Raw genomic sequence first — 13,241 nt, 5'->3', positions numbered from 1 at the left:
CCGCGACGCGGGGGCCCTCCGTTTCGGCGTCAGTTGGTGGTGGGGCTGTTCTCCCCGGTGATCAGGTAGATCACGTGCTCACCGGCGTTGACCGCGTGGTCGGCGAAGCGCTCGTAGAAGCGGCCCAGCAGGGTGGCGTCGATGGCGGTCTCCACCCCGTACGGCCAGTCGTCGCCGAGCAGCACCGCGAACAGGTTCTTGTGCAGCTCGTCCATGGCGTCGTCGTCGCCGTCCAACTCGCCGGCGAGGTCGACGTCGGGCTTCGCCAGCACCGAACCGATCTTCACGGCCATCCGGTCGGCGATCTCGGACATCTCGGTGAAGACCGCCCGCAGCTCGGCCGGGACGGCGGGCGAGGGGTGTCGACGCAGCGCGGTCTTCGCCACGTGCTCGGCCAGGTCGCCCATCCGCTCCAGATCAGCGGCCACGTGCAGCGCGGTGATCATCGCGCGGAGGTCGGAGGCGACCGGCGCCTGTCGGGCGAGCAGGTCACAGACCCGCTCCTCGACGTGCCGGTAGAGGTCGTCGATCTCGGCGTCCCGCTCGATGACCGTCTCGGCGGACTGCCGGTCGGCGGTGAGCAGGGCCCGGGTGGCCTGGCGCATGGCGGCGCGGACGCCCTCCGCCATGTCCACCAGCAGTTGGCTGACGATCTGGAGGTCGGCCCGGAACTCGTCGCGCATCATCACGTCCTGTGGTCGGTCGCCGCCGACGGGTGCCGGCGCAGGGGGTTGAGCAGGTGCGACGCCAACGGTAGGGCGCGCGGACGGACCCCTGATGAACCACGGTGAACGACGCCAGACGTGGGGGTGAACACTTCTCTAAGTGCGGGTGTTTCGTCCCGTTCTGTGTGGTAGCCAGGTTAACAATGACCCTACGATCGCCGGGTGGAGTGGGCGGTGGCGGTCGTGGTGGCCGTGGCGTTGGTGGCCGGGATGGCCGCCGGTTTCCTGCTGCCCCGGTTCCTGCCCGCGCGGGACGGTCGCTCCACGTCGACGGGCAGCGCGAGCTCCCGCTGGAGCAGGGGGAGGCCCGCGATAGCCGACGAGCAGCAGACCGGGCTCGGCCGCCGGACGATCGACTCGCTCCGCGCCGGTGTCGTGGTACTCGACAACGACGACGTCCCCGTGCTGATCAATCCGGCTGCCCGCGCGATGGGGCTCCTCCGTACCGGCAGCACTCCCGGCTCGATCGCCGCGCACCCACTGATCCGTACCCTCGCCGGCCAGGTGCGCCGCACCGGCGTGCGGCGCGAGATCGAGCTGGACCTGCCCCGAGGTCGCGACGGCGCGGGGGAGAACCCGCTCGGCGTGCACCTGCGGGCCATGGGCATCGGCAACGGCTTCATCGCGGTCGAGGCGGTCGACGTGACCGAGGCGCACCGGTTGACCCGCGTACGCCGCGACTTCGTTGCCAACGTCAGCCACGAACTCAAGACCCCGATCGGGGCGCTGCAACTACTCGCCGAGGCGTTGCTGGACGCGACCGAACCGGCCGACGCCGCGGCGCCCGACCTCTCCGAGGACCTGGTCGCCGCCCGCCGGTTCGCCGAACGTATCCAGCACGAGTCGACCCGGTTGGGTCGGCTGGTGCAGGAGTTGCTGGAGCTGACCCGGTTGCAGGGGGCCGAACCGCAGCCGCCACCGGAGCCGGTCGCCCTGGACTGGGTGATCGCCGAGGTGGTCGACCGGACCCGCACCACGGCCTCCGCCCGGGGGATCGAGGTGACCGTCGACGGTGAGCGTGGCCTCACCGCGTACGGCAGCGACTCCCAACTCGCCACCGCGGTGGCGAACCTGGTGGAGAACGCCATCAACTACTCGGGCGAGGACACCACGGTCCGGGTCACCCTCCGCGGCGACGACGAGCACGTCGAGGTCGCCGTCGCTGACCAGGGCATCGGCATCGCCCCCACCGACGTGGACCGGATCTTCGAGCGGTTCTACCGGGCCGACCAGGCCCGCTCCCGGGCCACCGGCGGCACCGGGCTCGGGCTGGCGATCGTGAAACACATCGCGAGCAACCATGGCGGACGGGTCGAGGTGTCGAGCACTCTTGGTGGTGGGTCGACGTTCACCCTCCGGCTGCCTGCCAGTCCACCGGACGACCTTCTGGCGACACTGCCGCCGGTTGGGATCGACTCCGGTCCGGCCGGGCTACGGCAGGTCTGACAGCAATGGAAAGGAAATCCCCGTTGAGCCGCGTTCTGGTGGTCGAGGACGAGGAGTCGTTCTCCGACGCCTTGTCGTACATGCTCCGTAAGGAGGGTTTCGAGGTTTCGGTCGCCGCGACCGGGACCGACGCCCTCACCGAGTTCGACCGGACCGGCGCCGACATCGTGCTGCTCGACCTGATGTTGCCCGAGATGTCGGGCACCGAGGTCTGTCGGCAACTGCGGCAGCGGTCGGCCGTGCCGATCATCATGGTCACCGCCCGGGACAGCGAGATCGACAAGGTGGTCGGGCTGGAGATCGGCGCCGACGACTACGTCACCAAGCCGTACTCTCCGCGTGAGCTGGTCGCCCGGATCCGGGCGGTGCTGCGCCGGCAGAGCCCGGAGGTGGCCGAGACGGGTGCTCCCACCCTGGCCGCCGGGCCGGTGCGGATGGACATCGAGCGGCACGTGGTGACCGTCGACGGTGGGGCCGTGCAGCTGCCGTTGAAGGAGTTCGAGCTGCTGGAGCTGCTGCTGCGCAACGCGGGCCGGGTGCTCACCCGCGGCCAGCTCATCGACCGGGTCTGGGGCGCCGACTACGTCGGTGACACCAAGACACTGGACGTGCACGTCAAGCGCCTGCGCTCCAAGATCGAGCCGGAGCCGTCCGCGCCCCGCTTCATCGTCACCGTCCGGGGTCTGGGCTACAAGTTCGAGCCGTGATCGGCGTACGCGAAGGGGGCCCGCGCTCGGCGCAGGCCCCCTTCGGCCTGTTCCCGCTCGGTCAGCGGACGACCTTGATGTTGAAGTCTGCGGTGTCGAGTCGACCGTAGAGTCGCAACCAGAGCGGCAGCAGCATCTCGGTGCCCCGCGCGGTGGAGAGGTCACCGAGGTCGATCACGTCGGTGTGCCCGAAGCTGATGAGCAGCCCCGTGACGATCCGCTTGGCCTCCGCGTCATCGCCGGAGACGAAGACGCTGTGCGCGCCGTCGGCGAGCCGGCGCGGGTGCACCATCAGCTCGGCGGTCATCGTGTTGAGCGACTTGACCACCTTGGCTTGCGGAAACTCCCGTTGGATCCGCTCGGCGAGGGAGTCGGTGTTGTGCACCGTCAGGGTGGGCGGGAAGCCCGCACCGAAGTCGAGCGGGTTGGCGATGTCGAGCAGGACCTTGCCGGCCAGGTTCGGTGCGCCGGCTGTGGTCAGTGCGGGGAGCGAGCCGTTGCCGTTGGTGGCGTTCACCACCAGCTCGGCGCCGCTTGCGGCATCGGCGAGGGTCGCCAGGCCGACCTCGGGGTGCTGCGCCGCCCAGTGGGCGTGTTCGCCGGCCCGGACGGCCGTGACATCGCGGGTGCCGATGGTCACCTGGTGACCCAACTCCGCCGTGCGGGCGGCGACAGCTCGACCGACCGAGCCGGTGCCGAGAACTGCGATACGCATGTCGATCGATCCTCCGTCGGGACATCCAATCGGCTCGTGCCGATTGCGAGCAGGCTAACAGACAGGTCTGTCTACCGCTGCCCCCTGTCGAGTCACAGAGGTGTCGGCGTGCAGGGCCCTCTCTGGACGCCCGGAGGGCGGCAGTGCGGTCGGCAGTCCTTTGGAGCTGATGTCACAAACGAGTCACCCGCCGTCGCCGGCCGTTCTCCTCCGCTGATGCCATAAGCGATTCAGCTCCAAAGCGCCCTCGACCCATGTCCCGCCCTCTCGTCCACGGGGACCGTCGCGAGGTCGTCGTGCCATGGCCGCGTGGTCCCGGCTGGATCACCGAAGCCGAGGGCACTGCCTCCGCAGACGAAGCTGTCTATAGGATCAGGGCTGTCATCAGCAGAACGAGGGAGCACCATGCCCGCGCCCCGCACTCCGGCCGGCTCGGCCAGGGACCGGATCCTGGACACCGCGTTCCGGCTCTTCTACGCGCACGGGCCGCGCGGCGTGGGGGTGGACACGGTGATCGCCGAGTCGGGCGTGGCCAAGGCGACGCTCTACAAGCACTTCCCGCGCAAGGACGACCTCGTGCTGGCGTACCTCGACCGGGTCGACCAGGCGTGGTTCGGCGCGCTGCGGTCCGCAGCCCGCGATGCCGGCGACGAGCCACGCGACCAACTGGTCGGGATGTTCGACGCGCTGACCGGCGCCTGTCGCCGGGAGGGCTACCACGGCTGCGCGTTCATCAACACCGCTGCCGAGTCGTCCGCCGCCGGGCCGGTGCACGCCCGGACGGTCGAGCACAAGGCCGTGGTCCGCGCCTGGGTGACCGAGCTGGCCCGCCAGGCCGGCGCGGCCGACCCGGAACTGCTCGCCCGGCAGCTCACCCTGCTGCTCGACGGCGGGCTGGCCGCCGGTGTGCTGGACGGGGACCCGCTGATCGCCGACGCGGCCCAGCGCAGCGCCCGCACGCTTGTCGACGACGCCCTGCGCTGATCAGCTACAACTCGTCCGCGGGGTGCGGGGCGACCATGCCCTGCCGGGTCCGGGCCGCGCACAGCTCGGCGAGCCGCTCGTACGCGGCGGCGCCGATCAGGGCGGTCAGCTCCGGCCCGTACGACAGGTACATCGGCTCGGCGCCGACGTGCGCGTCCGTCGAGGAGGTGCACCACCAGTCCAGGTCGTGCCCACCGGCTCCCCAGCCCCGCCGGTCGAACTCGGACAGGGTGGAGACCAGGACCTTGGAGTTGTCCGGTCGCTTGACCCAGTCCTGATCGCGGCGGATGGGCAGTTGCCAGCAGACGTCCGGCTTGTATTCCAACGGGTGCACCCCGTCGCGCAACGCCTGGGCGTGCAGGGCGCAGCCGCCGCCACCGGCGAAGTCGGCGTCGTTGAGGAACACGCACGGGCCGTCGCTGCCCTGGGTCGCGGTGCGGCGGGCCGGGTTCTTGCCGTCGATCGTGTCCTGGTCGGTCCAGTTCTTGAACCCGCGCCGGAAGTGCTGCCAGGTCTCCGGGGTGAGCCGCTTCACGGCGGTGCGAACGCGCTTCTCGTCGTCCGAGTCGGTGAAGAACGCCCCGTGCGAGCAGCAGCCGTCGGCGGACCGACCGGCGATGATGCCGTGGCAGCCCTTGCCGAAGATGCAGGTCCAGCGGGAGAGCAGCCAGGTCAGGTCGGCCCGGATCAGGTGCGTCTCGTCAGCCGGGTCGGCGAACTCGATCCACTCCCGGGGGAAGTCCAGCGGCACCTCGCGGCTACGCGGATCACCAGGGTCGTCCACCAGCACACGGAGCTCCATCGTCACCCGGCCCAGCGTACGCGCGGTGCGGTCGGCAGGCCGGCGAGCCGCGCAAACGTGTTGCGCCTAGGGTCTTCATCATGCGACTGGGTGTCCTCGACGTCGGATCCAACACGGTGCACCTCCTCGTGGTGGACGCGCACCACGGCGCGCACCCGTGGCCGGCGCACTCGGAGAAGGTGGTGCTCCGGCTGGCCGAGCAGATCGGCCCCGACGGCGCGCTCACCGAGGCGGGCGCGGACGGCCTGGTCAAGGCCGTCGGGATGGCCAAGGCGGCGTCCGCCGGGTTGGAGGCCGACGACCTGATCGCGTTCGCCACGTCCGCGGTGCGGGACGCCACCAACGCGGCCGACGTGCTGGCTCGGGTCCGCGACGAGACGGGCGTACGCCTGGCGGTGCTCTCCGGGGCGGACGAGGCGCGGATGACGTTCCTGGCCGTCCGGCGGTGGTTCGGCTGGTCGGCCGGGCGGCTGCTGGTGTTGGACATCGGCGGCGGCTCCCTGGAGATCGCAGCCGGGATCGACGAGGACCCGGACGTCGCGATCTCGCTGCCGCTCGGCGCGGGCCGGCTGACCCGGGAGCGGCTGCGGGTCGACCCGGCCAGTGCGTCGCCGCCGTCGGCGGAGGCCGTCGAGAAGCTCCGGGAGTACGTCGAGGGGCGGCTGGACAAGGTGGCCGACCAGATCTCCCAGGTCGGCTGGGACCGGACGGTCGCCACCTCGAAGACGTTCCGCACCCTGGCCCGGCTGGCCGGGGCGGCGCCTTCCGGTGCCGGGCTGTGGGTGCGGCGCAGCCTGACCCGCGCCGGGTTGCGGCAGGTCATCGGGTTCATCCGACACATCCCACCGGCTCAGCTCATGGAGCTGGAAGGGGTCAGTTCGGGTCGGGCCCACCAGTTGCTGGCCGGTGCGGTGGTCGCCGAGGCGGTGATGCGCCGGCTGGACATGGACTCGCTGGACATCTGCCCGTGGGCCCTGCGCGAGGGGGTCATCCTCCGTCGGCTCGATCAACTCGAACCGATCTGATCGGCGTTCCGGTTTCGGGTGGTTTGCCGGCGCTCGTCACGATGTCCCGGCGTCGCCGGGCTACGCTGGCTGATGTGACTTCCCGCGTTCCCGTGCTCCTGTCCAGCTCGTCGGTCTTTCCCGAGCCGACCGCGGCGGCGTTCCAACTGGCTGCGGCACTCGGGTACGACGGCGTCGAGGTGATGGTCTGGACCGACGTGGTCAGCCAGGACGCGGGCGCGCTGCGCGGCCTGTCGGAGCACTACGGTGTGCCGGTGCTCTCGGTGCACGCGCCCTGCCTGCTGGTCACCCAGCGGGTGTGGAGCCCGGACCCGTGGGAGCGGCTGCGCAAGGCCGCCGAGCTGGCCGAGACACTGGAGGCGCCGACCGTCGTGGTGCACCCGCCGTTCACCTGGCAGCGGGACTACGCCCGTAACTTCGCCGAGGGGTTGGCAGGCGTCGGGGACCGGTTCCCCGGGCTGCGGTTCGCCGTGGAGAACATGTACCCGGTGCGGATGGCGGGGCGGCAGTTCGTCCCGTACGTCCCCGGCTGGGATCCCACCGACACCGGCTACCCGGCGTACACCCTGGATCTTTCGCACTGCGCGGCCTCGCACAGCGACCCGCTGGAGATGGCCGACCGGATGGGCGCCGGGCTGGCGCACGTGCATCTCGGTGACGGCACCGGCGAGGGGCGCGACGAGCACCTGGTGCCCGGTCGCGGCACCCAACCCTGCGGTGAGCTGCTCTCCTCGCTGGCCGGGCGTGGCTTCACCGGGGCGGTGGCAGTCGAGGTCGCGACCCGGGGCGCGAAGAGCCGCGCGGTGCGCGAGGCGGACCTGCGCGCCGCGCTGGAGTTCGCCCGCCAGCACCTGACCGCGTCCTCCCCGGTCGACGCCTGACCGTCCGCCCGACCGGGCGACGGCGGCGTCAGCTGACCGGCGAGAGGGAGTCGACGCCGGTCGTCGGCTGCGCCGCGACGGTCACCTGCTCGCCGACGGCCGCCCGCTTGCGGGCCCGGTGCGCGGCCACGTGCGAGCGGGTGGCGCAGCGCTCGGAGCAGAACCGCCGGCAGCAGTTGGACGACGTGTCCAGGTAGACGTTGCCGCAGCGCTCGTCGGCGCAGACCCCGAAGCGGGCGCTGCCGTACTCGCACAGCCAGACGGACAACCCCCAGGCCGCGCCGGCCAGGTATTCCGCGCTGACCGACGCGCCCCGGCTGGTCACGTGCATGTGCCAGTCGCTGGAGTCGTGCCCGGAGATGCGCGGCTGGACCGGGAACGCCTCCAACAGCGCGTTCAGCTCGGTCACCGCCTGGGCGTCGCGCCCCGAGGTGCCGTACTCGAAGACGTCCCGCAGTCGCTTCTGCGCCCGCCGGAAAATCGCCACATCCCGTTCCACGACCTCGTCGCTCATCCAGGAGTGGTCCTCGGCGAAGAGGGCGCGCAGGTCGTCGAGGTCGTCCAGACGGGCGTTGACCAGGTCAACAGCGGTCCGGGCGTACGCGTCGAAGTTCACGCCCCCAACGGTAGACGACTCACGGGGTGCGTGGCGCGTCGATGTAGTGCGGCAGGAACCGCGCGTAGCCGTCGGTGATCAGGCTGGCGCTCTCCCGCACCCCGACCCCGGCCGACTCGCCGTCGACGATCCAGCTGCCCAGCACCACCCGGTTGCCGGCGAACTGCGGCAACGCCCGGAACTCCTGGTAGCACCAGCCCTCGTCACCGTAGATCCCCGGATTGTGGATCTCCTCGTCGGCGGTGACGATGCGTACCGAACCGCCCTCCCTGCCGAGCAGCGGCTTGGCCACGTACTCCGGCATGCCGCGCGGCGAGTCGAGGTAGGCCGGGAGCAGGTACTCGTGGTCGGGGTACAGCTCCCACAGGACGGCGAGCAACGCCTTGTTGGACAGCAGCAGCTTCCAGGCCGGTTCGATCCAGGTGGTCGGGGTGCCCGGAGCCAGCGCCGCCGACCCGTACGGCTCGGCCAGCATCCACTCCCACGGGTAGAGCTTGAAGCACGTCGTCACCGGTTGGTCGTCGGCGTCGACGAAGCGCCGACCGTCCCAGCCGATCTCCTGGATGGGCTGCAACGTCACGGTCAGACCGGCCTGTCGGGCGGTCTCGGCGAGGTAACCGGCGGTCATGTGGTCCTCGCCGGACTCCTCCTCGTTCGACCAGAGCACGTGCACCCGGGGCTCGTGCAGCCCGGCACCGATCTTCGCCCAGGTGCCGACCAGCCGCTCGTGCAGGCTGTTCCACTGGTCCAGCTCCGGCCGGATCTGCTCCAACCAGTACCACTGGATGATGCTCGCCTCGACCAGCGCGGTCGGGGTGTCCGCGTTGTACTCCAGCATCTTCGGTGGCCAGGTGCCGTCGTACGCCAGGTCGAAGCGCCCGTAGAGGGTGGGGGGCGTCTCGCGCAGCGACCGGGCCACCGCGTCGGCCGCCCAGGCCGGGATGCCGAACTCGGCGTACCGGCGGTGGGTGACCACGTGTTCGGCGGCGGCCACCGACATCCGGTGCAGCTCCTCGGTGGCCTCCTCCAGCCGCAGCACCTCGTCCAGGTCGAACGCGTACGCGGCGGTCTCGTCCCAGTACGACATGATCCCGCCGTCGGGCAGCTCGGTGTCGACGTAGATCAGCCCCTGCTCCCGGATGGTGGTGTTCCAGTCGGGTCGTGGGGTGACCGTCTCGCGGCGCACCTCAGCCGCCGCAGGCGGCGAGGTGGGTGCCGAACCCGCCGCGATCGGGCAGGGCGGCGGTGGTCGGCTCCGGGGCGGTGCGACCGGCGGCCGGGTCGGGGACCCGCATCGCCAGCGCGACCGTGTCGCCGCCGCCGACCGGCCCGAGGGCGCAGTCGTCGTCATCGTCGTCGTCCGAGGTCATGTTGCAGCCGGAGAGGGCGAGCGCGAGAGCGGTGAGCGCGCCGAGCTGCACGGAGGCCGACCGGAGCCGGCGGCGGGGGCGTTGGTCCACGGCATCGTTGTAGCCGATGCGCGCCAGCGCCGCAGCCCCGGCCGCCCCTCGGCGGGGGCCCTGGCAGGGGCGTTACGCTCGGCTCATGCTCCGTTCCGTCATCCTCGCCGCCTCCCGGTCATCCCAGGTCGAGCGGCTCGTCGCGACCGCCCCGTACACCCGGGACGTCGTTCGCCGGTTCGTCGCCGGCGCTGCCACCGACGACGCGTTGCGCGCGACCCGCGGGCTCGTCGACGACGGTCTCGCGGTCACCCTCGACCACCTCGGTGAGGACACCGTCACCCCCGAACAGGCCACCGCCACCCGTGACGAATACCTGAAGTTGCTGAAGTCGCTCGCCGCCGCGGGGCTCACCCCGGCCGCCGAGGTCAGCGTGAAGCTGTCCGCCCTCGGGCAGATGTTCGACGAGCAGTTGGCGTACGACAACGCGCGGGCGATCTGCGTGGCGGCCGACGCGGCGGGCACCACCGTCACGCTGGACATGGAGGACCACACCACGACGGATTCGACGCTGGAGGTGCTGAGCCGGCTGCGCAAGGACTTCCCGTCGACGGGCGCGGTGCTCCAGGCGTACCTGCGTCGGACCGAGTCGGACTGCCGGGAGCTGTCCTCGGCCGGGTCGCGGGTGCGGCTGTGCAAGGGCGCCTACAAGGAGCCGGAGTCGGTGGCGTACCAGTCGGCCCGCGAGGTGGACAAGTCGTACGTGCGCTGCATGAACATCCTGATGTCCGGCGACGGCTACCCGATGCTGGCGACCCACGATCCTCGGATGATCGCCATCGGTGAGGACCGGGCCCGTTGGTTCGACCGGGGGCCGGAGCGCTTCGAGTTCCAGATGCTCTTCGGCATCCGCCCGGAGGAGCAGGCGCGCCTGGCCGGCGAGGGCTACACGGTGCGCACCTACGTCCCGTACGGCGACGAGTGGTACGGCTACCTGATGCGCCGGCTCGCCGAGCGTCCCGCGAACCTGGTCTTCTTCGGCCGGGCTCTGGTCTCCAAGAAGTAACCCCCCGAATCCGGTCGACGGGCCGGCGGTGACCCCGGTGGTCCCGCCGGCCCGTTCGCGTAGGCGCCTTGACGATGTTGGCTAAGTGAGTTAGCTTTATGGCTATGACAGCTAGCCAGGTCCGCCGCGACGGCGGACACATCGCGTACGAGGTGCACGGCGAGGGCCCTCTGGTCGTCCTCGCACACGGCATGGGAGAGAACCGGGCGAGCTACCGGCACCTGGTGCCGCTGCTGGTCGCGGCCGGCCACCGGGTCGCCTCGGTCGACGTCCGGGGTCACGGCGAGTCGAGCGTCGGCTGGCCCACGTACGCCCCGGCGGAGGTCGGCGCGGACCTGTCGGCCGTGGTCCGCGACCTCGACGGCGGTCCGGCCGTGCTGGTCGGCAACTCGTCCAGCGCCGCGGCGGTGGTCTTCGCGGCGACCGACGCGCCCGAGCTGGTGGCCGGCATCGTGCAGGTCGGCGCGTTCGTCGGTCAGCCCAAACTCAACCCCTTGGTGCGGATGGCGATGTGGTCCGTGCTGCACAGCCCCCGACTGTTCGGGATGTTCCACAAGACGCTCTTCCCGGTGCACCGGCCCGCCGACGATGACGCGTACCGCCGGTCCATGGTCGCCAACCTGCGTGAGCCCGGCCGGATGGCCGCGATGCGCGGCGTGATCGTGCCGGTCGAGCCGCACTGGACCGTCCGCGCCCCGCAGGTGCGGCAGCCGGTGCTGGTGCTGATGGGCGCCAAGGACCCGGACTTCCCCGACCCGGGGGCCGAGGCGCGAGCGGCCCGGCGGCTGTTCCGCACCGCCGAGGCCCGGATGATCGAGGAGTCCGGCCACTACCCGCACGCCGACCGACCGCAGCGCATGGCCGACGAGCTGCTCGCCTTCCTGGCGGTGTGCACCGGTGCCTAGGGTCGGTCTCAACCAGCAGACCGTGGTGCGGGAGGCGGCCCGGCTGGCCGACGAGGTCGGCTACCAGCAGCTCACCCTGGCCGCGCTCGCCAGCCGGCTCGGGGTGGCGCTGCCCAGCCTCTACAAGCACGTGCGGGGCGCGGACGCGCTGGCCCAGAAATTGTCCGCGCTGGCCACCGCCGAGTTGGCCACCGCGCTGACCACCGCCGCCGCCGGACGGGCCGGTGGGGACGCGCTGCGGGCGATGGCCGACGCCTACCGCGACTACGCCCACCGGCACCCCGGTCGCTATCCGGCGACCCAGCGGGTGCCCGACCCCACCGACCCGGAGCACGTCGAGGCGGGCGAGCGTGCGGTCGGGGCCATCTTCGCGGTGCTGCGCGGCTACGGGCTCACCGGTGACGACGCCGTGGACGCGACCCGCGCCCTGCGCAGCGCCCTGCACGGCTTCGTCGCCCTGGAGGCCGCGGGTGGCTTCGGCCTGCCCCGCGAACTCGACCGCTCGTACCACCGACTGGTCGCCGGCATGGACATCTCGTTCCGCTCCTGGCCGACGGCCGACGCGTGAGAGCCGACCGCCGACGCCTGGGACGGGCGGCCCGGGGTGGCCGCACCCCGCACAGGTATTGGTCGTACCCTTCGGCGGGTGACTGACGGGATTGACGAGGTGCAGCAACGGCCGGCACCACGGCGGCTCTGGCCGCTGTGGACGGTGTTCCTGGTGGTCGTCGTGCTGCTGGGCTGCGGCGTGCCGGCGGTGCTCGTCGTCGGGGTGATCCGGGAGAACGGCGCCCGGTCCACGTTCAGCCGCGCCGGCGTCTCGACCGCCGACGATCCCGCCACCGTGGCGGCCCGAGCGCTCGCCGACCGGATGACCGCCCAGCTCAACCGCCAGTCCACCGCGCTGCTCGGTGGCGACCGTGCCGGCTTCCTCGCCATCGCCGACCCTGCCGCACACGGTGACCTGCGCCGACGCTTCGCCGCACTACGCGACCTCAAGGTGACCGTGTGGCGGGCCGAACCGAGCGGCCTGCCCGCGCCGATCGTCGGTAAGCCGGGGGAGTGGCGACTCCTGGTGCGCTTCCAGTACTGCTTCGTCGCACCGAACTGCCGCCCCAGCCCGGTGCTCATCGGCACCCGGTGGCGGGAGAACGGCGACCAGCCGCGGCTGGTCGCCGTGGAGGAATCCAAGTCGGTGGAGACCGGCACCCGACCGTGGGAGATCAGCGACCTGGCCGTGGTGGTCGGCGCGCGGACCATCGTCGCCACCACCCCCGCGTTGCGCGGCAAACTGCCCGGCCTGCTCGCGCAGGCCGAGGCGGCGGCCAAGGTCGCTGACGGGTACGCGCTGACCGGGTCGCCGCCGGACCGCTACCGGATCTTCTACGCCGGCCGGACGGAGTGGCAGCGCTGGTACGGCGGTGACCGGCCGGAGTGGACCGGCGGGTACGCGGTCACCGTGGGCGGCGGCCACCACGAGGTGGTGCTCAACGCCGAAGGGCTGTCCAGCAGCGGCACCGACGACCTGCTCCGGCACGAGTTGACCCACGCGGCCTCGTTGCCCGAGCGCGGCTACCCGGGCAAGACAACCTGGTGGCTGGTGGAAGGGCTGGCCGAGTTGGCCGGTGCCGGCGGCCAGGCGGTCGACAGGTACGAGGGCATCGCCGAGGTGCGCACACTGGTCCGGGGCGGTTGGGACGGCCAGTTGGCGGGCGTCAACCCCGCCGATGACGCCCCCGCCGAGCGGGTCGCCGGCAGCTACGGGGTCGGCTACCTCGCCGTGCGGCACCTCGTCGACAGGTACGGGCCGCAGCGGCTGCTGGCCTTCTTCAAGGCGGTGGTGCACGAGCGCGACACCCTCGACGTGGCCGCCGAACAGGCGTTCGGTGAGAAGTGGTCGACGCTGCACGACGAGTGCGTCGCGTACGTCCGCGCCGCCTCCGCCTGACGGTCCCGTCGGCGGTGTGCC

At 71.7% G+C, this 13,241-nt stretch carries 15 protein-coding genes; 9 read left to right on the top strand and 6 right to left on the bottom strand.

What is annotated here, in order from left to right; all coding sequences use genetic code 11:
- Positions 1-29: 29 nt before the first annotated feature.
- Positions 30-683, bottom strand: a complete 654-nt coding sequence (gene phoU, locus O7616_RS02495; RefSeq protein ID WP_282264305.1) for a phosphate signaling complex protein PhoU — start codon at positions 681-683, stop codon at positions 30-32.
- Between the two features lie 204 nt (positions 684-887).
- On the opposite strand from phoU, the gene O7616_RS02490 reads away from it, so the two are divergent.
- Both O7616_RS02490 and O7616_RS02485 read left to right on the top strand, forming a co-directional pair.
- Entirely contained in the window at positions 888-2,171 is a 1,284-nt protein-coding gene (locus tag O7616_RS02490) for an ATP-binding protein (protein ID WP_282305431.1), read from the top strand.
- A gap of 23 nt (positions 2,172-2,194) precedes the next feature.
- Positions 2,195-2,878: a response regulator transcription factor gene (locus O7616_RS02485; protein ID WP_110563227.1), complete on the top strand. Its 684-nt coding sequence runs from the start codon at positions 2,195-2,197 to the stop codon at positions 2,876-2,878.
- A gap of 61 nt (positions 2,879-2,939) precedes the next feature.
- Here O7616_RS02485 and O7616_RS02480 read toward each other — a convergent pair whose 3' ends face one another.
- Positions 2,940-3,593 carry an NAD(P)-binding domain-containing protein gene (locus O7616_RS02480; protein WP_282305430.1) on the bottom strand — a complete coding sequence of 218 codons (654 nt, stop codon included), beginning with the start codon at positions 3,591-3,593 and terminating at the stop codon, positions 2,940-2,942.
- A 405-nt stretch (positions 3,594-3,998) separates the two neighbouring features.
- On the opposite strand from O7616_RS02480, the gene O7616_RS02475 reads away from it, so the two are divergent.
- Entirely contained in the window at positions 3,999-4,577 is a 579-nt protein-coding gene (locus O7616_RS02475; protein ID WP_282305429.1) for a TetR/AcrR family transcriptional regulator, read from the top strand.
- Positions 4,578-4,581: 4 nt separating this feature from the next.
- Here the strand turns inward: O7616_RS02475 and O7616_RS02470 are convergent, their stop codons facing one another.
- On the bottom strand, positions 4,582-5,379 hold the full coding sequence (locus O7616_RS02470) for a hypothetical protein (protein WP_282264746.1): 798 nt from the start codon (positions 5,377-5,379) through the stop codon (positions 4,582-4,584).
- Between the two features lie 80 nt (positions 5,380-5,459).
- On the opposite strand from O7616_RS02470, the gene O7616_RS02465 reads away from it, so the two are divergent.
- Both O7616_RS02465 and O7616_RS02460 read left to right on the top strand, forming a co-directional pair.
- The gene (locus O7616_RS02465) at positions 5,460-6,404 is read left to right on the top strand and encodes a Ppx/GppA phosphatase family protein (RefSeq protein WP_282305428.1); all 945 of its coding nucleotides are present in this window, start codon (positions 5,460-5,462) and stop codon (positions 6,402-6,404) included.
- A 74-nt stretch (positions 6,405-6,478) separates the two neighbouring features.
- The gene (locus tag O7616_RS02460; protein WP_088987451.1) at positions 6,479-7,285 is read left to right on the top strand and encodes a sugar phosphate isomerase/epimerase; all 807 of its coding nucleotides are present in this window, start codon (positions 6,479-6,481) and stop codon (positions 7,283-7,285) included.
- A gap of 28 nt (positions 7,286-7,313) precedes the next feature.
- On the opposite strand, the gene O7616_RS02455 is transcribed toward O7616_RS02460, so the two are convergent.
- Genes O7616_RS02455 through O7616_RS02445 form a run of 3 tightly spaced genes read right to left on the bottom strand, consistent with a single transcriptional unit; the run spans position 7,314 to position 9,361 of the window.
- A complete protein-coding gene (locus tag O7616_RS02455) occupies positions 7,314-7,901 on the bottom strand; it encodes a CGNR zinc finger domain-containing protein (protein ID WP_282264315.1) in 588 nt (195 codons plus the stop codon).
- Between the two features lie 19 nt (positions 7,902-7,920).
- On the bottom strand, positions 7,921-9,087 hold the full coding sequence (locus O7616_RS02450; RefSeq protein WP_282305426.1) for a glutathionylspermidine synthase family protein: 1,167 nt from the start codon (positions 9,085-9,087) through the stop codon (positions 7,921-7,923).
- Position 9,088: 1 nt separating this feature from the next.
- The gene (locus O7616_RS02445) at positions 9,089-9,361 is read right to left on the bottom strand and encodes a hypothetical protein (protein WP_282264319.1); all 273 of its coding nucleotides are present in this window, start codon (positions 9,359-9,361) and stop codon (positions 9,089-9,091) included.
- Positions 9,362-9,446: 85 nt separating this feature from the next.
- On the opposite strand from O7616_RS02445, the gene O7616_RS02440 reads away from it, so the two are divergent.
- The 4 genes from O7616_RS02440 (at position 9,447) to O7616_RS02425 (ending at position 13,220) form a co-directional block, all read left to right on the top strand.
- A complete protein-coding gene (locus O7616_RS02440; protein WP_282264320.1) occupies positions 9,447-10,367 on the top strand; it encodes a proline dehydrogenase family protein in 921 nt (306 codons plus the stop codon).
- 104 nt (positions 10,368-10,471) lie between these two features.
- Positions 10,472-11,272, top strand: a complete 801-nt coding sequence (locus tag O7616_RS02435) for an alpha/beta hydrolase (RefSeq protein WP_282305425.1) — start codon at positions 10,472-10,474, stop codon at positions 11,270-11,272.
- Entirely contained in the window at positions 11,265-11,840 is a 576-nt protein-coding gene (locus tag O7616_RS02430) for a TetR/AcrR family transcriptional regulator (RefSeq protein ID WP_282305424.1), read from the top strand. The genes O7616_RS02435 and O7616_RS02430 overlap by 8 nt, the downstream gene beginning before the upstream one ends.
- 78 nt (positions 11,841-11,918) lie before the next feature.
- Positions 11,919-13,220, top strand: a complete 1,302-nt coding sequence (locus tag O7616_RS02425) for a hypothetical protein (RefSeq protein WP_282264326.1) — start codon at positions 11,919-11,921, stop codon at positions 13,218-13,220.
- Positions 13,221-13,241: the final 21 nt, after the last annotated feature.

This window comes from Micromonospora sp. WMMD964 (genome assembly GCF_029581455.1).
Lineage (GTDB): Bacteria > Actinomycetota > Actinomycetes > Mycobacteriales > Micromonosporaceae > Micromonospora.
The sequence above is the reverse complement of the archived record's forward strand: the minus strand, read 5'-3'. Positions and strand labels throughout refer to the sequence as shown.